At 33.4% G+C, this 23,583-nt stretch carries 18 protein-coding genes, 1 pseudogene and 1 riboswitch; of the genes and pseudogenes, 16 read left to right on the plus strand and 3 right to left on the minus strand.

From position 1 onward, the window contains the following. Positions 1-2: 2 nt before the first annotated feature. The 6 genes from P5P89_RS11575 to P5P89_RS11600 all read left to right on the plus strand — a co-directional run bounded on the left by P5P89_RS11575 (position 3) and on the right by P5P89_RS11600 (position 5,697). Complete coding sequence (locus P5P89_RS11575) at positions 3-1,400, plus strand: T6SS phospholipase effector Tle1-like catalytic domain-containing protein (RefSeq protein ID WP_278008471.1); 1,398 nt, start codon at positions 3-5, stop codon at positions 1,398-1,400. Positions 1,401-1,404: 4 nt separating this feature from the next. After that, positions 1,405-2,139, plus strand: a complete 735-nt coding sequence (locus P5P89_RS11580; RefSeq protein ID WP_278008472.1) for a DUF2931 family protein — start codon at positions 1,405-1,407, stop codon at positions 2,137-2,139. 68 nt (positions 2,140-2,207) lie between these two features. After that, on the plus strand, positions 2,208-2,495 hold the full coding sequence (locus P5P89_RS11585) for a hypothetical protein (protein ID WP_278008474.1): 288 nt from the start codon (positions 2,208-2,210) through the stop codon (positions 2,493-2,495). 341 nt (positions 2,496-2,836) lie between these two features. Next, positions 2,837-3,868, plus strand: coding sequence for a DUF2931 family protein (locus P5P89_RS11590; protein ID WP_278008475.1), 1,032 nt, complete (start codon positions 2,837-2,839; stop codon positions 3,866-3,868). A gap of 122 nt (positions 3,869-3,990) precedes the next feature. Further along, positions 3,991-5,022 (plus strand): DUF2931 family protein, encoded by a 1,032-nt coding sequence (locus P5P89_RS11595; protein WP_278008476.1) that lies wholly within the window; start codon positions 3,991-3,993, stop codon positions 5,020-5,022. A 21-nt stretch (positions 5,023-5,043) separates the two neighbouring features. Continuing rightward, positions 5,044-5,697 carry a phage baseplate assembly protein V gene (locus P5P89_RS11600; protein ID WP_278008477.1) on the plus strand — a complete coding sequence of 218 codons (654 nt, stop codon included), beginning with the start codon at positions 5,044-5,046 and terminating at the stop codon, positions 5,695-5,697. A 62-nt stretch (positions 5,698-5,759) separates the two neighbouring features. Here the strand turns inward: P5P89_RS11600 and P5P89_RS11605 are convergent. Both P5P89_RS11605 and P5P89_RS11610 read right to left on the minus strand, forming a co-directional pair. Continuing rightward, a pseudogene (locus P5P89_RS11605) lies at positions 5,760-6,373 on the minus strand (deoxynucleoside kinase). Beyond that, positions 6,373-7,188, minus strand: coding sequence for a hypothetical protein (locus P5P89_RS11610; protein ID WP_278008478.1), 816 nt, complete (start codon positions 7,186-7,188; stop codon positions 6,373-6,375). The pseudogene P5P89_RS11605 and the gene P5P89_RS11610 overlap by 1 nt, the downstream one beginning before the upstream one ends. Positions 7,189-7,409: 221 nt before the next feature. Here P5P89_RS11610 and P5P89_RS11615 point away from each other — a divergent pair, with 221 nt between their 5' ends. From P5P89_RS11615 to P5P89_RS11625, 3 genes are all read left to right on the plus strand, one after another. Further along, on the plus strand, positions 7,410-8,300 hold the full coding sequence (locus P5P89_RS11615) for a GLPGLI family protein (RefSeq protein WP_278008479.1): 891 nt from the start codon (positions 7,410-7,412) through the stop codon (positions 8,298-8,300). Between the two features lie 46 nt (positions 8,301-8,346). Then, positions 8,347-11,034 carry a carboxypeptidase-like regulatory domain-containing protein gene (locus tag P5P89_RS11620; protein ID WP_278008480.1) on the plus strand — a complete coding sequence of 896 codons (2,688 nt, stop codon included), beginning with the start codon at positions 8,347-8,349 and terminating at the stop codon, positions 11,032-11,034. Between the two features lie 203 nt (positions 11,035-11,237). Continuing rightward, positions 11,238-12,710: a M28 family metallopeptidase gene (locus tag P5P89_RS11625; RefSeq protein ID WP_278008481.1), complete on the plus strand. Its 1,473-nt coding sequence runs from the start codon at positions 11,238-11,240 to the stop codon at positions 12,708-12,710. Between the two features lie 110 nt (positions 12,711-12,820). Here P5P89_RS11625 and metK read toward each other — a convergent pair whose 3' ends face one another. After that, positions 12,821-14,071: a methionine adenosyltransferase gene (gene metK, locus P5P89_RS11630; RefSeq protein ID WP_278008482.1), complete on the minus strand. Its 1,251-nt coding sequence runs from the start codon at positions 14,069-14,071 to the stop codon at positions 12,821-12,823. 919 nt (positions 14,072-14,990) lie between these two features. On the opposite strand from metK, the gene P5P89_RS11635 reads away from it, so the two are divergent. From P5P89_RS11635 to P5P89_RS11665, 7 genes are all read left to right on the plus strand, one after another. Then, the gene (locus P5P89_RS11635; protein ID WP_278008483.1) at positions 14,991-16,295 is read left to right on the plus strand and encodes an O-acetylhomoserine aminocarboxypropyltransferase/cysteine synthase family protein; all 1,305 of its coding nucleotides are present in this window, start codon (positions 14,991-14,993) and stop codon (positions 16,293-16,295) included. A 690-nt stretch (positions 16,296-16,985) separates the two neighbouring features. Then, positions 16,986-17,186, plus strand: a complete 201-nt coding sequence (locus P5P89_RS11640) for a hypothetical protein (RefSeq protein ID WP_278008484.1) — start codon at positions 16,986-16,988, stop codon at positions 17,184-17,186. A 187-nt stretch (positions 17,187-17,373) separates the two neighbouring features. Then, positions 17,374-17,481: riboswitch (SAM riboswitch) on the plus strand. Between the two features lie 74 nt (positions 17,482-17,555). After that, entirely contained in the window at positions 17,556-18,566 is a 1,011-nt protein-coding gene (locus tag P5P89_RS11645) for an alpha/beta fold hydrolase (protein WP_278008485.1), read from the plus strand. Next, complete coding sequence (gene thrA / locus P5P89_RS11650; protein ID WP_278008486.1) at positions 18,541-20,952, plus strand: bifunctional aspartate kinase/homoserine dehydrogenase I; 2,412 nt, start codon at positions 18,541-18,543, stop codon at positions 20,950-20,952. The genes P5P89_RS11645 and thrA overlap by 26 nt, the downstream gene beginning before the upstream one ends. 125 nt (positions 20,953-21,077) lie before the next feature. Then, entirely contained in the window at positions 21,078-21,509 is a 432-nt protein-coding gene (locus tag P5P89_RS11655) for an OsmC family protein (protein ID WP_278008487.1), read from the plus strand. 157 nt (positions 21,510-21,666) lie between these two features. Beyond that, entirely contained in the window at positions 21,667-22,839 is a 1,173-nt protein-coding gene (locus P5P89_RS11660) for a trans-sulfuration enzyme family protein (protein ID WP_278008488.1), read from the plus strand. Positions 22,840-22,999: 160 nt separating this feature from the next. After that, positions 23,000-23,500 carry an RDD family protein gene (locus tag P5P89_RS11665; RefSeq protein WP_223679339.1) on the plus strand — a complete coding sequence of 167 codons (501 nt, stop codon included), beginning with the start codon at positions 23,000-23,002 and terminating at the stop codon, positions 23,498-23,500. Positions 23,501-23,583 lie beyond the last annotated feature (83 nt).

The raw sequence follows: 23,583 nt of genomic DNA on the forward strand, positions 1-23,583 counted from the left end.
AAATGAGCAATATACTATTTGGCAAACCACGATTTGTGCCACCTAAAGAGGATGATAAAGAACGAAATGACGTTTACATGGGCGTTTTCTTTGACGGTACCTCAAACAATAGAGAAAATATTGAAGGCAGGCGAAAGGATCCGGAATTGAAAAATACCTACGCATCAAGCAAGGATGGTTCAAACACCAGTTATGGAAACGATCATTCTAATGTGGACAGATTGGAAAATGCATATTTAAATGAGAAGAAAAAACATTATTATTCTGTTTATGTAGAAGGAATTGGTACCAAAAATCCGGATAAAAATGAAGATGGGACACTTGATTATTACGGTGATTTTACCCGAGGCCAGGGATATGGTACTGGAGAAACTGGTCTTTTTGAAAAAGTAGAAAAAGGATGTCAGGATATTGTAAAAAAATTGCAAGACGAAAAAGAACTAAATATAAGTACTTTATATGTTGATGTTTTTGGTTTTAGTCGCGGTGCTACAGCAGCCCGTATTTTTGTGAATGAATTGTATAAGGTAAAAAATCCCAGAGATAAAGACAGTTACAATCAGGGGTATTTAGGTAAAGCCTTTAAGGAACTGAGCTATAAAGTAAAACCTTATCGAATAAAAATACGACTTTTAGGACTATACGATACAGTGTCTTCTTACGGCAGTAATGTTTTAGATGATATTGATGCTGACAAAGTACCACTGCAAATTCCTGCTGTTGGGTTTACAGTACACCTTACCGCAGAAGACGAATACCGCGAGAATTTCCCGCTTACCAATATTGACAGTGCGGGAGCTAACAGCATTGAGCTTACACTTCCGGGATGTCACTCCGATATTGGCGGAGGATATAAAAATGGAGAAGAAATTGTAATACTTACCGAGCATACCACTAAAATTGAAGACGAAAAAAAACTTGTACTGGAGCAGGGCTGGTTTAATCCTAATCAGTTAAAAGAATTACCTTCATTAGTTCCTTATTATTTAAAAGGTACAAGGACTCTGAGTAATAAATACAGTTTTGTAATTCTGCATCTTATGGCAGAATTTGGAAAACGCAAATATAAAATCCCATGGAAATATAAGATTCTCAATGAAGATTATAAGATTCCAAAAGAATTAAATAAAGTTAAGGAGCGAATAGACGCGTATGCTTTCGAAGGAAAACCTAAAATGAAATTTCACACAAAAAAACAAATAGAATTGAAACGAAAAAAAGAATGGAAAAACCAACAAGAAATTAATGATTTTAATACAATAGTCACTGATTATTATTTGCTTCCTGATTTACGTAACAAATATTTGCATTGTTCTGCCAGTATGGACGGGGTTGGTATGGAACCACAGAAGGATAATCTTGGTAATGTAATTAGAAAACGAAAAAAAATTTCAGGATAGTCTTATGAAAAAAACTTTTAAATTATTTATAGTAACAGCGTTGCTAAATATAACGCTTATCTCATGTCAAGATAAAATGGAAGAAAAAAAATATAATTGGACAGCTGCTGTCTGTACACCTAAAAACTACCCTGCCGAGATTTTTTCAGGACATTTATTATTAAGTGACCAACCGAAAAGCGGTTACGTTTATATGCCTTTTAATAGAATAATAAATAGCGAGGATTTAGGAGATAATGATGGCTCTTCGTCTGGAGAAGCGACAGGAATAGCCCCTAAAATACTGGATATAACATGGCTTTCTTATACAGAAAATAAAAGTTACTCGGGTATTTTTAAACTGGATTCTGAAAAAATAGAAGCATTAATGATAAATGGGAGTGAAAGACCCTATTGGGATGTTGAAATCAAAAAAGTTGGTGTTGTAAGAGACTATCATTTTGTTGTCAATGCAGGATTATTTCCCGGTGGGATGGTAGTTTTGTATGTATTTAGTCAATCGAATATGACTATTGTAGGAAGGTATCAGGCGCATGAAGATAAAAATGTAGATTGGGAAGTTGCACATCCTTCAATGAAAGATAAAGAAGGTATTACTAAATATGTCAATTATATGAATGAAGATCTACCACAAGAAATATTAGACCAGATTAAAAACGGAACAATTCCCTTTGGGTATTGGGAAACTCTTTTAAAAAATATCCTATTACGCCAATTGTTAAAAAAGAAGATAAAGTAGAGACTATCGGAATTAATTACATTAATGGAGAGTTCGAATCGATTTTTTTGAGTTTAAACGGTAATGTAATGCCAATAAAAGAACGAGCAGTTCCCCGAAAAATAAATATTGTCTGGCATGATATTAATGACAGACGCATGGAAAGTGATATTTTCTTTGATGAAAAAAAGTCCAAAGCCATTTTTGAGACTATCAAAGCAGAAGAAAAAATCAAGTTTATAATTGAAATAGATCGAAATACAAAACCTCGGGAAACAAAAGGAATTTCGATAAAACTAAAAACAGCAACTGCTGAAATAGACATGAAAGATGCTATTGTTTCACAGGAATCATTTACTAAACCTACGCCTTATTGATGTTTTTTGAGTTAAAGATTGAAATGCCTCCGAAATTTCAGAGGCATTTTGTTTCATTCTTATAAATATTTTTAAATCAATCCATTCAATTCGGTTAATAATGTTTCCTAAACCTTCAGGATTATCAACAAAATTAATTGGCAACATCAATAATCAGTAATTTTTTCCTTTGGCGTAAGTCTGAATCCAGGCTTTGTATCTTTCGTTCAGTAGATATAGAAACCCAGATGGATCACTTAAGTAACATCATTAGAAAACGAAAAATAATTTCAGGATAGTAATATGAAAAAAACTTTTAAATTATTTATACTAACAACGTTTTTAAATATAATGCTCAACTCTTGCCAAAACAAAATGAAAGAAAAAAATATTTTTGGGATGCTTCTGTTTGTACACCTAAAAACTACCCTGCTGAAATATTTTCAGGGCATTTATTATTAAGTGATCAACCCAAAAGTGGTTATGTTTATATGCCTTTTAACAGAGTAATAAATAGTGAGGACTTAGGAGACAATGATGGTTCTTCGTCTGGAGAAGCTACAGGAATAGCCCCTAAAATACTGGACATAACATGGCTTTCCTATACAGAAAATAAAAGTTATTCAGGTATTTTTAAACTCGATTCAGAAAAAATAGAAGCATTAATGATTAACGGTAGTGACAGACCCTATTGGGATGTTGAAACGAAAAAAGTTGGTATTGTAAAAGATTATCATTTTGTTATTAATGCTGGATTGTTCCCTGGAGGAATGGTCGTTTTATATGTATTTAGTCAATCAAATATGATTATTGTAGGAAGGTATCAGGCGCATGAAGATAAAACTGTAGATTGGGGAATTGCACATGAAATAATGAAAACACAAGAGGGCTTTGATGAGACAATTAGAGTTAATACAAAAGATTTACCACAAGACATATTAGACCAGATTAAAAAGGGTACAATCCCTTTTGGATATTGGGAAACTCTTTTTCAAAAATATCCTATCACACCAATTGTTAAAAAAGAAGACAAAGTAGAGACTATCGGAATTAATTATATAAATGGAGAGTTTGAATCAATCTTTTTGAGTTTAAATGGTAATGTAATGCCAATAAAAGAACGAGCAGTTCCCCGAAAAATAAATATTGTCTGGCATGATGTTAATGACAGACGCATGGAGAGTGATATTTTCTTTGATGAAAAAAAGTCCAAAGCCATTTTTGAGACTATCAAAACAAAAGAAAAAATCAACTTTATAATCGAAATAGATCGGAATACAAAACCTCGGGAAACAAAAGGAATTTCGATAAAACTAAAAACAGCAACTGCTGAAACAGACATGAAAGAGGCCATTATTTCGCAGGAATCGTTTACTAAACCTACACCTTATTGATGTTTTTTTGAATGAAATATTGTCAATAATAATTTGTTTTTAGAAAAATAATCTTAGAATAATATGAGCAAAATTTTAAAGTTGCTAACATTAATTACGTTGTCAAGCATAACATTCAACTCTTGCCAAAACAAAATAAAAGAAAAAAATATTTTTGGGATGCTTCTGTTTGTACCCCTAAAAACTACCCTGCTGAAATATTTTCAGGGCATTTATTATTAAGTGACCACCCCCAAAGCGGTTATGTTTATATGCCTTTTGGGGATATCATAAATAGCTATAATCTTGGAGATAATGATGGTTCTTCGTCCGGAGAAGCTACCGGAATAGTTCCTAAAATACTGGATATAACATGGCTTTCTTATACAGAAAATAAAAGTTATTCGGGTATTTTTAAACTGGATTCTGAAAAAATCGAATCCCTAATGATAAATGGTAGTGAAAGTCCCTATTGGGATGTTGAAACGAAAAAAGTTGGTGTTGTAAATGATTTCGATTTTACTATTAATGCAGGTCTATTTCCGGGGGGGATGGTAGTTTTGTATGTCTGGAGTCCGTCAAACATGACTATTATAGGGCGCTATAAGGCACACGTTGATAATAATGTAGATTGGAAAGTTGCTCGTGAACAAATGGAAGATAATAGTGAAATGGATAAAGATGTAGCAGATTTAGTTAGCAGATTGCCTCAAGAAATAAAAGACCAGATTAAAAACGGAACAATCCCTTTTGGATATTGGGAAACTCTTTTTCAAAAATATCCTATCACACCAATTGTTAAAAAAGAAGACAAAGTAGAGACTATCGGCATTAATTATATAAATGGAGAGTTTGAATCAATCTTTTTGAGTTTAAATGGTAATGTAATGCCAATAAAAGAACGAGCAGTTCCCCGAAAAATAAATATTGTCTGGCATGATGTTAATGACAGACGCATGGAAAGTGATATTTTCTTTGATGAAAAAAAGTCCAAAGCCATTTTTGAGACTATAAAAGCAGAAGAAAAAATCAATTTTATAATCGAAATAGACCGAAATACAAAACCTCGGGAAACAAAAGGAATTTCGATAAAACTAAAAACAGCAACTGCTGAAACAGACATGAAAGAGGCCATTATTTCGCAGGAATCGTTTACTAAACCTACACCTTACTAAAGCTTTTTTGAATGAAAGGTTGTGAATAATAATTATTTTATTCCCGAAATCGGTGAAGAGGTTTTGGTAGGTTTTCAAGGCGATAATGCACAGAATCCTTATGTTTTAGGAACACATTACAACGGCATAGAAAGTGAAAAAGAGTATAATTATTATATTGGGTTTAGCAGTAGAGAAGAATCTTATAGTTATCATTTGACATTTAATGCAAAAGATGGCTCTTGGTTTTCATTAGACAAATCTGATTCATTTATTCCTTGGGGTGAAAAAGAAATAAGAACAAAAAATATTGTAGAAAAAAAGCATAAATCTCCTGTTCAATTAGATATTAGCTGGTACACTTATGAAAAAAACTATAAAAACAGACAATGGTATAGTGGTAAAATAATTTTGCCCCAAAATTTAGAAAATCTTTTAAAATCAGGAATTTTTAAAAGATTACTTATATGTATTGAAAAAGATGAACATAAAGATGCTGTATTTGGTACATTATCATTAAATGGTAAAAATGCAGAAAAAAAAATTATGGTCTTTAAACTTGGGAGATATGATTATAAATTAGAAAAGCAACTATCACCGGAATATATATTACCAAAAGGTTTTGTCTTCCCTAAATGGGAGAAAGGTAAAGAGCCATTAAATACACCAGATGTTGATTATTGGCAAGAGCAGTAGAAATTAAACACAAATGCCTCCTAAATCTCAGAGGCATTTATATCATCAGTTTAAAAATATTCTTAAAACAATCCGTTCAATTCGGCATCAATCCTGTTAATGATGTTTCCTAAATCTTCAGGATTATCAACAAAATTAATATTGTCAACATCAATAATCAATAGTTTTCCTTTTGTGTATGTTTGGACCCAGGCTTCGTATCTTTCGTTTAGTCGGCTTAAATAATCAATTGAAATAGAGTTCTCATAATCGCGTCCGCGTTTGTGGATTTGCCCAACTAAATTCGGAATAGAACTTCTTAAATAAATTAGTAAATCAGGTGGTTTTACCAACAACTCCATTAATTCAAATAAGGAAGTATAATTTTCAAAATCACGGGTAGTCATTAAACCCATCGAATATAGATTAGGGGCAAAAATATGAGCATCTTCATAAATCGTTCTGTCCTGAACGATTTTTTTCCGCTTTCCCGAATTTGCTGCACCTGGCGAAAACGGCTATTTAAGAAATAAATCTGCAAATTAAATGACCAGCGTTCCATCTGATGGTAAAAATCATCCAGATACGGATTGTCAACAACATCTTCATAATGGGGCTCCCACTTAAAATGTTTGGCCAGTAATTTAGTCAAAGTTGTTTTTCCTGCGCCTATATTTCCTGCTATTGCTATGTGCATTACGGTATTACGATTTTATAATTGGTAATTTCTTTAGGTGTAAAAATAGATAAAATTTGGTCTTTGCAATAGAATTTATGTAATGATTTTTCCTGTACTTCAATTTCATAAACACTTTCAGATCCATCCTTATGAATGTCTTTAAAATACAACAGATTAGCTTTGCTGAAAATGTATTGTTTTGGGCTTAAAATTTGTATTTTATCAAATTCAGAAACTTTTCCTAAAGAGGTTGTCTTGCCAAAAATATCACAGAAAAACCAATTATTTTTTTCATCAATCCAGTAAAAAGTATTGAAATCGGTCTGGCAAAATTTTATGTTTTCTGTTAATGGTGTTGAAACCGTTTTATACTCGTTTTTTAAATAATCAAAAAGACCTATTTGCTGGTTCAGGGCGTTATAAACCCATAACTGATTTTGTATTGACATACCAACAGCAGTGGCTACGATAGGCATATTATTTTGAGAAAAATTAATTTCTGTAATTTTATTTAACTGGTTATCAAGTAAAACTACACTGTTGAAATCTTCATAAAACAGTACAATTTTAAGCGGATTCAGAATATCTGCTTTTGTGATTTTTCCCAATGAAATATTCTTATATTCAAAAATTTCGTTTCCTTTTATTTTTCTGAAAATATTGTTTTTTATCTGATAAGAATATCCAAAAGAGTCATAACCTAAAAATTCATCAGCATCAGTAGGAAAATTGGAAAGAGGAGATGGAATTTTCTTTAGATTCTGACCCAAAACAACCGAAAAAGAACAGAAGAAAAAAAGTAAAAATAAAATTTTGCATGGTATTTTGCTCATTTGAATTGCATTTGTAAAGAGCCAAATTACAAAAAACTACATCAAAATGCTTTTTTAATTGTATTTGATTTTAAACTTTCAGACATTCTAATGGTCTAATTAATAAGCTGTTTTGTCTATAGGCTGGCTCAATTGATATATTTAACTTTCGGTATTTTAAAATTAATAATACATTTGAATGTAAGTTTTATCGGATTTACTTAAAATTTAAAAAAGAAACAATGAAAAAATTACCATATTATTTGCTTTTAGTACTTGCTTTCAGTCAGGTACAGGCGCAGAAAGATTTTCAGGGAATGGCTGTTTATGAGTCAAAAACACAGACGCCTAAATTTGATGGAATGCGTGCAGGAAACCGTGATATTACACCTGAAATGCAAAAAAGCATCGAAGAAAGAATGAAGCAGATGTTGGAAAAAACATTTGTACTAAACTTCAATAAATCGGCATCTATTTACAAAGAAGAAGAAAAATTAGAAACTCCCGGACAGCAAGGCGGTGGAATGAGAATGATGATGAGCTCTATGATGGGCGGGGGCGGCACTTTTTATAAAGATGTTAAAAGTAAAACCTATACCGTCGATAAAGAATTCATGGGTAAAGAATTTTTGGTAAAAGATTCCCTCCCAAGGTTAAATTGGAAATTAGAACAGGAAACCAAACAAATTGGAGGTTATAATTGTTACAAAGCAACTGTTGTAAAAGAAGCCAGTCAAACTGATTTTAGAAATTTCAGGCCTAAAAATAATGATGATAAAAAAGATGATGCAAAAAAATCATCCGGTGATACCAAAACCAACTTTGAGGACAGTTTTGAAATCCCAAAGGAAATAATTGTAACAGCTTGGTATACGCCTGAAATTCCAATTAATCAGGGACCGGAAAATTATTGGGGATTACCGGGTTTAATTTTAGAAGTTAATGATGGCACAACTACTATTTTGTGTTCAAAAATTGTTTTGAATGCCAAAGAAAAAGCAGATATCAAAGCACCATCCAAAGGAAAAGAAATTTCGCAGAAAGAGTATGACGAAACAGTTGTAAAAAAGATGAAAGAGTTTAGGGAAATGAATCGTGGGCGCGCAGGAGGTCCACCGATGATGGGGAGATAAATAACAATAAGTTCCAATTAAAAAAAACAAATTCTAATCTCTTATAATGAACAAAATACTTTGTTTCGTAGCTTTTTTATTTACTTCTTTGAGTTTTTCTCAAAGTGTCCGCTTTGATGGATTTATTCAGGATGACCAGAAAAATCCGCTGGAAATGGCCAACATTATGGCTATAAATAATGGTACAAAAGCAATGGATTCGTACGGAATTACCAATGATAAAGGGAAATTTCAGCTCACCTTAAAACCAAATACCGCTTACACTATAAAAGTAAGTTATTTGGGAATGAAATCTAAAGAAATAGCCGTTGCAACCAAATCTGAAAATATATCTCAAAGCATAGTTCTGGATGGAACCGGAATCGAATTAGAAGGCGTCGAAATTGTCCGTGAAATGCCGGTTTCGATAAAAGGCGATACTATTGTGTATAATGCCGATTCTTTTAAATCCGGAACCGAAAGAAAACTCGAAGACGTTCTTAAAAAATTACCCGGTGTTGAGGTAAATGCCGATGGAGAAATAGAAGTAGAAGGGAAAAAGGTCAGTAAATTAATGGTGGAAGGCAAAGATTTTTTTGACGGAGATACCAAATTGGGAGTCAAAAATATTCCGGCTGATGCTATTGATAAAATTCAGGTTCTTAGAAACTATAATGAAGTAAGTGCATTAAAAGGTCTTGAAAACGATCAGGATAATGTAGCAATGAATATCAAGCTGAAAGAAGGTAAAAAGAACTTCTGGTTTGGCGATGTAACAGCCGGAACCGGTGTTGGAGAACTTGACAGCCGTTACGTTATCAATCCGAAATTGTTTTATTACAGTCCAAAATACAGTATAAATTTAATTACGAATTTTAATAACATTGGAGAGTTGCCAATGACAGCTCAGGATTACTTCAAATTCACAGGCGGGTTTAAAAATATGATGAAAAAAGGCGGAAGCAATTTTAATGTATCTTCAAATGATGTAGGAATTTCACTTTTAAGAAATAATCGTGCTAAAGAAATCGAAACGAAATTTGGTGCCACAAATTTTGCTTATTCGGTTAATAAAGCATGGAATATTAGCGGTTTCGGAATTCTTTCGACTTCAAAAACAGATTTAGAAACCAAATCTCAGACCACCTATTTAGGTTCTGGAGATCAGCAAAAAAGAGACGAAGAAACGCATCAAAAGAATAATCTGGGACTTTTTAAATTAAGCTCGACTTATAAACCCAATGATAAATTTCAATTTGATTATGATATTTTAACCAAGCTGACCAAGCAGGAAGAAAATACCGATTTACTTCGTCAGCAGGTCGTGAATAACATCACAGGGTCAGAAAATATTTTTACGAACAAAAAACAAAATCCGACTTCTATAAATCAAAACCTTAGCTTGTATTACACACAAAGCGACAAAAATATTTTTGCTTTTGAAATGCAGCATTTATATCAGGATGAAAATCCTTTTTATAATGCTAATCTACGTACACAGCCTTTTAATTTGTTAGGTTATACTGCAGGTCAGCAAAGAAATGATTTAAATCAGGATCGTTTTGTAAAAACCAATAAAGTGGATGCCAAACTGGATTACTATTACATGGTAACACCCAAAAGCAATATCAATATAACGTTAGGGAATACATATTCGTACCAAAATTTCAACTCTCATATTTTTCAGATTCTGGATAACGGAGATAAAAATGACCTGAACGGATCTACTAATAATAATGATGTAAACTATAATTTTAATGATACTTTTTTAGGATTTCATTATAAGATTCTGGCGGGTAAATTTACGTTGACACCCGGTCTCAGCCTGCATTCGTATACAATGACAAACACCCAATCAGGTACAGATTATTCGCAGAATTTCACAAAAGTGTTACCGGATTTTTTTGCTCTTTATCAAATCAAAAAATCAGAAACACTGACTTATAATTTTTCTTTGACCAATGATTTTACCGATATCAATCAATTGGCTGAAGGTTATGTTCTGTCAGATTACAGCAGTTTGTTCCGTGGAGTTCGTTCCCTTGAAAATGCAACTTCACAAGTACATTCGCTTCGTTACTTCAAGTACAATATGTTCAATTTTGAAAACATTTTTGCTAATGCAACCTATACCAGAAAAGTAGATGCTATAAAAACTGAAGCCGATTTCGAAGGAATAAACCAGTCATCAGTGCCATATAATTCTAATTTGGCAGACGAAACCCTTTCCGGAATGGGAAATTATGGCCGTTCATTTTTAAAAAATTACAAAGCTTCAGCAACTGCAAGTCTTAATTGGTCAAAATTCAATAACAGACAAAATGGGGAGCCGGCTACAACAGAGAGTTTTACTCAAAGTTATACCGCAAAAGCTTCTACGAATTATAAAAATCTGCCCAATATTGAGTTTGGTTATAATATGCTGATCAACAAATACAGCGGCTCGACTTTTTATACAGATAAACCGTTTGCAAAATTAGACTATTATTTTCTGGATAGTTTTTCTTTCGTTTCTGAGTATGAATTCTATCATTACTACAACGGAAACAAATCAGTCAATAACGAATATGATTTTTTAAGCGCCAGTTTAATTTATCAGAAGAAAAACAGCAAATGGGAATATAAAATTGCAGCTACCAACTTGTTAAACACCAAATATCTCAATGATGACAACTTTTCGCAGTTCTCAACAAGAGTTTCTCAATACACAGTCCAGCCGAGATACATCATTTTTTCTATGAAATATAATTTATAGTTGTATTAGAAGCTAATCCTGCTGTCCATTATATCTTTTCCCCGCTAAAGAAGCGAGAAAAAGGATGCCATTCCCATCAGGGCTAGAAACCGTTTCGCAAGAAAATTTAGAATCGTTAGAATTAATGGTTTCTAAAATATTGATTTTAACCGAAATGAGTTTAATTTTTAAATGACTAATTTTGGAATTCTAAATGAATGGATATGAAATATAAATTAATTTTATTTTTAATTGGTTCCTGCAGTGTGATGTTTTCACAAGCAGTTAAAAAGCCTTTGATTTCAGCTATTACAGACAAAGATCTCAGAAATGATATGTACCAAATGGCGGGCGATCATTTCAATGGTCGTGAAGCAGGAACTTTAGATGAACTTAAAGTATCGATGTGGCTTGCCAATAAAGCCAAAGAAGCCGGAATGGCTCCCGCGGGTGATGACGGAACGTATTTTCAGTTTTTCGATTTATACAGGCATCAGGTTACAGCAAATACAAAGTTTAAAATTGGTCAGAAATCTTATAAATTATGGAGTGAGGTTTTAGTAGCAGAAACTACAAATATAAAAGTTGATGCACCATTAGTGTATTTAGGAGCGGCAACAAAACAAGAAATTGAAAAAACAGATATAAAAGGAAAAGCTGTTGTTATTTTAGCTTCCAAAGAAGGAATTTCAGATGAAATTTCTCTTTTTGACAGACGTTACCCAGGTTTGGTGAAGCAAAAATATTACGATTTATTACTTTCAAAAGGGGCAGCAGCACTAATACTTGTAGCTGATGAATTAGGAGAACAAAGCTGGTCACAAGTCGAACCGCAGATGACAAGAGGTGTTTACGGAATTGAAGGTTTCAGGGATAAAATACCGGTGCCTCCAAGAATGCCTGCGTTTTGGGTTCATAATGATCAGTTAGAATATTTAAAAACGACTAAAGATTTATTATCTACAGAAGTGGTTTCTGAAACGTATAAATATCCATCTGTAAATGTGGTTGGAAAAATTGAAGGAACAGATGCGAAGCTTAAAAAGGAGTATGTGCTTTTTAGCGGTCATCAGGATCATGATGGTGTACGTCAAAAGTACGGTCAGGATTCCATTTACAATGGCGCCGATGATAATGCAAGTACCTGTGTGGCGATGCTGGCCATTGCAAGAGCGTATAAAAAACAACCGGGGAAAAGAACAGCTTTGTTTGTTTTTCATGGTTCTGAAGAAAGAGGTTTGTTAGGTTCGAGCTGGTACGCATCTCATCCAACTGTTCCTGAAAAAGATATTATTGCTGTTTTAAATGGTGATATGATTGGAAGAAATAATGTAAATCAGGCAGCGTTATTGGGCTCAAGTTCACCTCATGAAAATTCATCCGATTTGGTAGCAATTGCAAAAAAAGCGAATGATGAAGGCCCAAAATTTGAACTTGACAAACTTTGGGACAGACCGGAACACCCGGAGTATTTTTATTTCCGTTCCGATCATTTGCCTTATGCGCGCAAAGGGATTCCAGCTGTTTTTTTTACAAGTGTTTTACATAGCCAATATCACACACCGATGGATGAATCAGAAAATATTGATTTCGTAAAATTGCATAAAATGACCGAATGGATATATCGCACAGGATGGGTTTTATCTAACGATCAAGGCCGTCCGAAAACGCTTCCGAATGTAAAATTAGAGAGATAAACTCTCACTTCAATAAAACGAAAAGCCCGATTTCAAAAGTAGAAATCGGGCTTTTTTATGTCGAATTATCCTAAGTTGTCTAGCAATCTAAGTAAGTCTAATAATCTAAATTATAATCCAAAAGCAGTTTTTACTTTGTCTACAAAATCAAGTTTTTCCCATGTAAACAATTCAACAGTAACTGTCTTTTCATTTCCTCCTGGAGCAGAGAAAGTTTTAGTAACCGTTTCTGGTTTACGTCCCATGTGTCCATATGCAGCAGTTTCGCTGTAAATTGGGTTTCTTAATTTTAATCTTTGTTCGATAAAGTAAGGACGCATGTCAAATAACTCTTGTACTTTCTTAGCAATTTCACCATTAGTTAAATTTACTTTAGAAGTTCCGTAAGTTTCAATGAAAATCCCCATTGGTTCAGCAACTCCAATGGCGTAAGAAACCTGAACTAAAATTTCGTCAGCAACACCCGCAGCAACTAAGTTTTTAGCGATATGACGTGTTGCATAAGCAGCACTTCTATCTACTTTACTTGGATCTTTTCCAGAGAAAGCACCCCCACCGTGAGCACCTTTTCCACCGTAGGTATCAACGATAATTTTTCTTCCTGTTAAACCAGTATCTCCGTGAGGCCCTCCAATAACGAATTTTCCTGTTGGGTTAATATGGTAGTTGATTTTATCGTTGAATAAATGAGCGTGCTCTGGGTTTTTAGCAATAATTCTTGGAATAAGAATTTCAATAATATCTTTTTTGATTTTTGCTAACATGGCAGCTTCTTCATCAAAATCATCATGCTGTGTTGAGATAACAATCGCATCAATACGGGTTGGTTTGTTATCATCACTATATTCTAAAGTTACCTGAGATTTAGCATCAGGACGTAAATAAGTGATTTCCTTATTTTCACGTCTTAAAATAGCTAATTCCTGTAATAATTTATGAGATAAATCTAGTGCCAATGGCATGTAGTTTTCGGTTTCGTTTGTAGCGTAACCAAACATCATTCCCTGATCTCCTGCACCTTGCTCTTCTGGTTTAGCTCTGTCAACACCTTGGTTGATATCTGCTGATTGTTCGTGAATTGCTGAAAGAATTCCACATGAATTCGCCTCAAACATATATTCACTTTTAGTGTATCCAATTTTACGGATTACTTCACGCGCGATTTGCTGTACATCAAGATACGTATTCGATTTTACTTCTCCGGCCAAAATTACCTGACCAGTTGTAACTAAAGTTTCACATGCAACTTTTGAGTCAGCATCAAATGCTAAGAAGTTATCAATTAATGCATCCGAAATTTGATCTGCAACTTTGTCCGGATGCCCTTCACTAACAGATTCTGACGTAAATAAATAAGCCATAATAATGTATTAAATTAAAATTAAGCGAGTAAAATAATTGCTGAAAATGTCTAAAGAAGAGTTTCTGCTTTAGCATTTTTTACTACCGAAATCTGTCTTTCAGTATTCATAACGAACCATTTCATTATGAAGAGGTTGCAATCAGTTCAAATTTTTCCTCTGTATTCGCGTGCAAAAGTACAAAACGATTTTGATTTGCAAATTAAAGTTCAACTTTTTTTATTTTTTTAGAGATAAATTTAACATTAGTATAGTAAATTGATAGGTTAATTGAAATTAATTTACTTTTTGTTTGGCGGTTTGAAAAAAAGTTCTCAAATTTGCAAGAGAAATAATAAGAAAAATGAATTTAATTGCTAAAAATATGTGTTGCATGATGTCGGAAACTTCCGCGGGGTACACTATTGTTTAGAATTAAAAAACTAAAAATAACAATAAGACCTCTGCAATTTGTAGAGGTTTTTTTTTGAGTTTAACTAGAAAATAAAATATAAAATAAAAATGAGTAATTCAGTAGCAAATAAAATGATGATATGTTGTATGATGCCTATGTGTATCCTGCACTGCTGCTGAAAGTAAAGATAAATCTTTGTTATAGTTCCTACTATAGCCCTTTCGGCCGCCATCTGAAAGGGCTTTTTTTATTGCTTTAATTTAAAATTAAAAATCATGAAAATTATATATAGAATCTTAAGATCAATTAAACCCAAAAATATTCTTGGAATAGTTCAAAATCAAAAATCAAACTTCAGTTTACAAAAAGGTAAATTATATTCAGACGGGACACATTCACTGCTTGCGCATATGTATTCTGCTGAAAATGAAAATCTCTTTATTTAAAAATTCAGTATCGAAAATCAATTATAATAAAAGAATAATAAAAATAGAATAGTATTAATACTTAAAAAACTAAGAAATCATGAGCACACAAAAATTCGCAACAAACGCACTACACGCAGGACATGACGTTACTAAAAACGCTGGAACAAGAGCAGTACCAATTTACCAGTCATCATCGTATGTTTTTAATAATTCGGACCATGCTGCCAATTTATTTGGTTTGGTAGAGGCGGGATTTATTTATACAAGATTAAATAATCCGACTAATGACGTGTTAGAGCAAAGACTGTCTTCGCTTGAAGGGGGAATCGGAGCAGTCGTAACAGCTTCAGGAGCAGCTGCAATTTCTACAACTTTATTGACTCTTCTAAAATCCGGAGATCATATTGTAGCTTCAAATAGTTTATACGGAGGTACGTATAATCTTTTGAAAGTCACTTTACCTCGCTTAGGAATTACAACCACTTTTGTAGATCCTTCAAAAGCAGAAAACTTTACCAAAGCAGCAAAAGAAAATACCAGAGCCTTTTTTGTAGAATCACTTGGGAATCCAAAATTAGATGTATTGGACCTAAAAGCAATTTCTGCAGAAGCCAAAAACTTCAAAGTCCCTTTTATTGTAGATAATACAGTTGCCACTCCCTATTTGTTAAATCCAATTGAACATGGTGCAGACATTGTCATTCATTCATTGACTAAATATCTTTCTGGTAACGGAACTTCATTGGGTGGTGTTATTATTGACGCCGGAACTTTTGACTGGTCTAACGGAAAATTTCCTGAATTTACAGAACCTTCACTCGGATATCACGGACTTGTTTATCACGAAGCGCTGGGAAATGCTGCCTTTATCGCAAAAGCAAGAATTGAAGGATTACGCGACTTCGGATCGGCTTTGAGTCCGTTCAATGCTTTTCAAATTCTTCAGGGACTGGAAACTTTGCCAATCCGAATTAAAAAACACAGCGAAAATGCGTTGGCTTTAGCGGAATGGTTAGAAAAACAAGATCAGGTGGTCTGGGTAAATTATCCCGGATTAAAATCGAGTAAATATTATGATTTAGCTCAGGAATATTTACCGGAAGGTCAAAGCGGGATTATTACTTTTGGTTTGCAGGGAGGTTATGAAGCAGCCAAACAAGTTGTTGATGAAACAAAGTTATTCTCACTTTTGGCCAATATTGGTGACACGAAATCGCTTATTATTCATCCGGCTAGTACTACTCATCAGCAATTAACAGATGAAGAACAGCTGGAAACAGGAGTCTCAAAAGATCTGATCCGCCTTTCAGTAGGTATTGAAGATATAGAAGATTTAATTGCAGATTTGAAAACCGTTTTTGCAAGTGTTGCCAAATCGAATACAGTCTTTAATAAAAATTAAAGTTTTTTTGTTTTTTGTTTGAAAAATTACCTCTGGTATTCATTTACCAAAGGTGATTTTTTTTTTTTTGAATTACATTTTTAAGCATAATTTAGAAGGGTATTCTGTAACAATGTTCTTTGAAAGACTGATTTATGGAGAAAGCTAATGAGCGAATAAAGTTATTTGTAAGTTTTAACGTGGATTTCAAACGATGTAATTTTTGTAAGATGTTTATAACGTTAAAAAATTGTTTTTTTATTGAATTTGTGCGTAATTATTTGGTAAATAAAAAAAACTTTCGCATATTTGTTAAACCCAAAAACTACTGAAGATATGTTTAATTCCTATAAAATGTTTTGCGCCATTTCGAAAGAAACCTTTGGGGTGTCTATTGCTTAAAAATTGTAAGAACAATATCAAATATAGCAAAGCCTCCCAAAATATTTTGAGAGGCTTTTTTAATTATACGACAAAATGCTAGAATTTTTTAAAATAACAAATAAATCACAGATGAATAAGTCCCTTCAGATGAACAAGATGTTCAATGTCGCATCTATTCGCGTATGCGTCTGTTGATTCCAAAAGTATTGTAAGTTAAAATAACTTGACCCTTTTGGCATCTGAAACCAAAAGGGTCTTTTGTTTTAAAGGACTTAATAAAAGAGAAAAAATAATTCAATATAAACAAACAAACTAAACACTAATATCATGAGCACTTTGAACTACTTGGCAAAAAAGATTTCTGCATTGAAAAAAATAAGGACTAAAAAAAATAACCCGCCGCCAAAAAATGAATTGATACATCCAAGATTTGGAGTTACTGAAAACAATACTAAAACAGAAAAGAAAAATCCAGACTCTTTATTGTTTTTAATGTATTCAAAAGAAAATGAAACGCTTTTTATCTAAGTCAAAAAGCATTTCAAATAGGTAAGTACCTGCTTAATTTTACTGGGCATTTTTGTTCGGTAATTTTTTGCGTACAATAGTTTTTATTTGTGATATATTGAATAAGCAAAAGAATCTCTTGAGATAAATTTGTTTGTTTAAGAAATTAGTAGTTAATTTGCACCGTTAAGTTCAGAAACGTATTGAAATGTTATAAAGAAAGGACGAGGGATTAGACCCGATGAATCCTTAGCAACCCTTCGGTAAAGCGAAGAAGGTGCTGCATTCTACCACGCCCAACGTGGAAAGATAACAAAAAGAGTTTTCCAGTCGTTCCAGACTTTCTTTCTAATATTTCCATATACAAATCAAAAAATAAAAGATTTGAAATTGGAAAGTATACCAAACCCTATCATATTACAAAATTTCACTACCGAAAGTGGTGTCTTATATAATTTATTGCCCTTAAGTTTTGCGCTTTTTGGACTGCCTTTACATACTGCACCTGTTGTTTTGGTTAATCATGCCTTAACTGGAAATGCTCAGGTTACCGGAGAAAATGGCTGGTGGAATGATTTAGTTGGTGAAGGAAAAACAATTGATACCAATAAATACTCCGTTCTGGCATTTAATATTCCGGGCAACGGAAGTGATTCTTTTAGTATCGAAAATTATCAGGATTTCGTTGCAAGGGATGTCGCACGAATCTTTTTGAAGGGAATTGAAACTTTGCAAATCAAAGAGTTGTACGCTATTATCGGAGGTTCAGTTGGTGGCGGAATTGCCTGGGAAATGCTGGCATTGGCTCCGAACATCACCAAAAATTTAATTCCGATTGCAACGGACTGGAAATCCACCGACTGGATGATTGCCAACTGTTTTTTACAGGAACAAATCCTGAACAATTCGTCAAAACCAATTGAAGATGCCCGAATTCATGCGATGTTGTGTTATCGTTCTCCAGAATCATTCAAAGAAAAATTTCAGCGCACGATTAATCAGGATCTTTTGATTTTTAATATAGAAAGCTGGCTGGCACATCATGGTAAAAAGTTGCAGCAACGTTATCAGCTTTCCTCTTATAAATTGATGAACCAGTTGCTGAAAACCATAGATATTACGAGAAATAGTGATGATTTTGAAACGCTGCTCTCTAAAACACCAGCAGCTATTCACATTATTGCAATCGATTCAGATTTGTTTTTTACACCAAAAGAAAATCTGGAAACCTATAATGAATTAAAAAAGTTCAAGGAAAATGTTTTTTACAGCCAAATAAATTCGGTTCACGGCCATGACGCTTTTTTAATCGAGTACAAACAATTAGATAATTTACTTGCTGCTATTTTTTTAGCAGAAATAATAAAAAGATACAATGAAAATATTAAAATTTGGTGGTAAATCATTATCAAACGGAGAAGGACTTAACAAAGTTGTCTCAATCATTGCCGAGAAAGTAAATCAGGGCGAAAAAATTGCCGTAGTAGTTTCTGCAAGAGGAAATGCTACAGATGAATTAGAATATATTTTAAAAATCGCTGCTAAAAACGGTGATTACAAACGATTATTAGAAAATTTCAAAGCCTATCAGGTCTCAGATTATCCACAGGTTGATTTATCGGAAGAATTTACTATTCTGGACAAATTATACGAAGGGGTAAGTCTCATTGGCGATTACAGCAATAAAATCAAAGATCAGATTTTGTCTAAAGGTGAATTGCTTTCGGCTAAATTATTAACGGCTATTTTGATTGAAAAAGGTATTCCGGCGAATTTTACCGATTCAAGGGATTTGCTTAAAACAGATTCTAAATTTGGTGATGCGCAGCCTTTGGAACAGCTTTCCAAAAAAAATGTGGTTAATTATTTTAAAGAACACAATGCAACTGTTAATGTCATAACTGGATTTATTGGTTCTAATAACAACAACGATACCACAACTTTAGGAAGAAACGGCAGTAATTATACTGCTTCTTTAATTGCCAATTATTTGAATGCAGAAGAATTACAAAATTTCACGCATGTTGACGGAATTTATACCGCAAATCCGGATTTAGTTGAAGATGCTAAAAAAATCGAATTTTTATCATTCAATGAAGCGAATGAATTAGCCAATTTCGGGGCTACAATTCTACATGCGAAAACAATTATTCCTTTGTTGGAAAAAAATATTCCGCTTAGAATCCTAAATACATTCAATCATGAAAATCGCGGCACTTTAATCACTTCTGATTCGACTAAAGAAGGGATCAAAACACTTTCGGTTCTTGAAAACGTTTCCCTTTTGAATCTTGAAGGACGCGGATTGCTTGGAAAAGCAGGAGTTGATGCCCGAATTTTCAAAGTAATGGGAGATCACAATATCAGTGTAAGTATTATTTCGCAGGGTTCTTCAGAAAGAGGAATTGGACTTGTGGTTGCTACAGATAAAGCAACTACGGCAATGGTGGAATTGGAGAAAGAATTCGAAAATGATTTTTATTCGAAAGATGTAAATCAGATTACGGTAACAGATAATGTTTCGGTTATTTCGATTATTGGTCAGGATTTGAGCACATTCCATAAGCCTTATACAGCATTAATCAAAAATAAAATTGTTCCAATATTATTTAACAACACCGTTACGGGTAAAAACGTGAGTTTGGTTGTTAAAAAATCGGAGCTGAATAAAGCTTTAAACGTAATTCACGGAGAGATTTTCGGAGTTTCCAAGAAAATCAATATTGCGATTTTTGGACATGGATTGGTTGGCGGAACGCTGATCAACCAAATTTTAGAATCAGCGGATGCTATCGAAAAGCGCAAGGATATCAAGCTGAATGTTTTTGCAATTGCGAATTCTAAAAAATTGATTTTAAATAAAAACGGTGTAGCTTCTGACTGGAAAAATGAAATTGAGAAAAAAGGACTTGATTATACGATTCAGGATATTATCGATTACGCAGATAAATACCATTTAGAAAATTTAATTGCGATAGATAATACGGCAAGTGCAGCATTTGTAGAAAATTATATCAAGCTTGCTGAAAGCAGTTTCGATTTAATTTCTTCGAACAAAGTGGCTAATACACTGAGTTATGGTTTTTATAAGGAACTAAGAAAAGTTCTGGCTGAAAACCAAAAGAATTATTTATACGAAACTAATGTTGGTGCAGGTTTACCCTTAATTGATACGATAAAATTACTTCATCTTTCTGGTGAGAACATCACTAAGATAAAAGGTGTTTTCTCTGGTACATTGAGCTATTTATTTAATAATTTCTCTGCAAAAGAGGCTCCGTTTAGTGAAATCCTGCAGGAAGCTATTGATAACGGATATACAGAACCAGATCCTCGTGAAGATTTATGCGGAAACGATGTGGGAAGAAAATTATTGATTTTGGCAAGAGAATTAGATTTACAGAATGAATTTGAAGAAATCTCTATTAAGAATTTAATTCCGGAACATTTACGTGAAGGAAATGTTGCCGATTTCTTAACCAAATTAAAAGAATTTGATCCGATTTACGACAAAATAAAAGCCGACCAAAAACCAAATCACGTTTTAAGATATATTGGTGAATTGTCCGGAGATTTGCAGAATGACAAAGGAAATCTGGAAGTGAAATTGGTTTCAGTGCCATCAGATACAGCTCTTGGCGGATTAAAAGGCTCTGATTCTTTCTTCGAAATTTACACAGAATCTTACGGAGACCGACCAATTGTAATTCAGGGAGCCGGAGCGGGATCAGCGGTTACCGCAAGAGGCGTTTTTGGAGATATTTTGAGATTGTCGGATAAAGGGTAATTCGATTAGATTGTCATTGCGAGGAACGAAGCAATCACATTTGCAAAATCAAGCTTTGTGTAATTGTTAGTGGATTGCTTCGTTCCTCGCAATGACAAGAATAAAAAACAAAAAACAACAACACAATGAAAATAACATTAGACAGAGTAAACGAAAACTTCCATTTTCAATTAAAAAATGAACGTGGACATCTAGTAAATGTAGATGCGAGACCTGAATTTGGGGGTAATGATATGGGGCCAAGCCCAATGGAATTGGTTTTGATGGGTGTAGCAGGCTGCAGCGGAATTGATATGATCTCAATACTTAAGAAACAACGTCAGGAAATCACTTCTTTTAAAGCTGAGGTTGAAGGCGAGCGCGTACAGGTAGGAGAAGCAAAGCCATTTAAAGATATTTATGTAGTTTTTTCTTTGGAAGGAAATATCAAAGAAGATAAAGCTGCAAAAGCGGCACAACTATCTTTCGAAAAATATTGCTCAGTTTCTAAAACAGTAGAACCAACTGCCACGATACACTACAAGGTAATTTTGAACGGTGTAGAATTAGAAAAATAAAATAATTAGAAAAATAAAATAATTAGAAAATTAGAGAATGAGATAATTCAAAATAAACATTGAATATCAACTCTAAACAGTTTGAGTTTTAAGTGCTGGTTATTGCCGATTGCAAAAAACTTGAAACTTAAAACTTGAAACAAGAAAAACAAATAAAATGAACGAACAAGAATTTGGTTTTGAAACTCAGGCCATCAGAACACATCTAGAGAAATCACAATTTCAGGAGCACTCAACTCCTTTGTATTTATCTTCAAGTTTTGTCTTTGAAGATGCCGAGGATATGAGAGCGTCTTTCACTGAAGAAAAAGTACGTAATATCTACTCACGTTTCAGTAATCCAAACACAACAGAGTTTGTAGATAAGGTTTGTGCTATGGAAGGTGCAGAGGCAGGATACGCTTTTGCAACGGGTATGGCAGCGATTTATTCGACTTTTGCGGCTTTGTTGGATTCAGGAGATCATATTGTTTCTGCAGGAAGTGTTTTTGGCTCAACTCACGCGTTGTTTATGACTTATTTTCCAAAATGGAATATAGAAACCACTTATTTTGATATCAATAAACCGGAAACCATAGAAGGTTTTATCAAATCAAATACTAAAATTTTATACGCTGAAACGCCTACAAATCCAGGTGTTGATGTAATTGATTTGGAATTATTAGGACAAATAGCCAAAAAACATAATCTGATTTTAATAATTGACAACTGTTTTGCTACGCCATATATTCAACAGCCAATTAAATACGGAGCGCACATCGTAGTTCATTCTGCTACAAAATTAATGGATGGGCAAGGACGTGTTTTAGGAGGTGTTGCGGTTGGTGATGCAGAGTTAATTCGTAAAATATATTTGTTTTCAAGAAATACAGGTCCGGCAATGTCTCCGTTTAATGCATGGGTATTGTCAAAAAGTTTAGAGACTTTGGCTGTTCGTGTTGACAGACATTGCGAAAATGCCTTAAAAGTTGCCGAATTTTTAGAAAGTCACCCAAATGTAAACAGTGTGAAATATCCTTTCTTGAAATCACACCCAAAATATGAAATTGCCAAAAAGCAAATGCTTTTAGGAGGTAACATTATTGCATTTGAAATTAAAGGCGGAATCGAAGCAGGACGTAAATTTTTGGATAAAATTCAATTGTGCTCACTTTCAGCAAATATCGGTGATGTAAAAACAATTGTTACGCATCCGGCATCAACTACACACAGCAAATTATCTTTGGAAGAGAAACTAGCTGTTGGAATTACGGAAGGTTTAGTGCGCGTTTCTGTAGGTTTGGAAACAGTAAAAGACGTTATTGCTGATTTAGAGCAAGCCCTTTCCTGATTTTGAATTCCTTAGGTAATTATTTCAATTATAGAAATGACGATTTTAATGGTAATTTTTACTATTAAATCGTCATTTGATTTTAGTGTTTGTTATTACAAAAAGTATATTTTTGTTTTTTATACGAAGTTTATACTAACAAATAACAAATACCTAACTCATGAGTAACTCTACTTATATTCTTGATGACAAATTATTAGCTTCTAGCGGAAGCCGTTTTCTAAACTATATTTTAGATATTGTTGTCATCATTGCTTTAATCTTTGCTTTGTCTTTTATTTTTGCTGTCCTGGCAAGTCTTTTGGATTTAAATGAATTCTTATTGTGGATGGGGAATTTGAGTGATTGGGAAGGGCAATTGATTTTTGTGGTAATTTCTATTTTTTATTATTCACTTACTGAAGGTCTTTTTGGAAGATCTTTGGGTAAATTAATTACAGGAACTGTTGTTGTAGATGAAAATGGAGAAAAACCTTCGTTCGGAATTATTCTTAAAAGAACATTATGCCGGTTAATTCCTTTTGACGGCTTTTCCTTTTTAGGAAGCAGAGGCTGGCATGACTCTATTTCTAATACCTATGTTGTAAACAAAAAAGATTTAGAAAATGAAGTAAAGTTATTTCATGAATTTAATTTAATTGGAAGTAAAGAAGTAATTTGATAGGTATTGTAGTATTTAACATTTTACCTTATGTTTTTTTCCATTTAAAAAGCTTATTTTTGATGCATAAAAAAGTGGGCTGC

This window comes from Flavobacterium gyeonganense (assembly GCF_029625295.1).
In the GTDB taxonomy this organism is placed as follows: domain Bacteria; phylum Bacteroidota; class Bacteroidia; order Flavobacteriales; family Flavobacteriaceae; genus Flavobacterium; species Flavobacterium gyeonganense.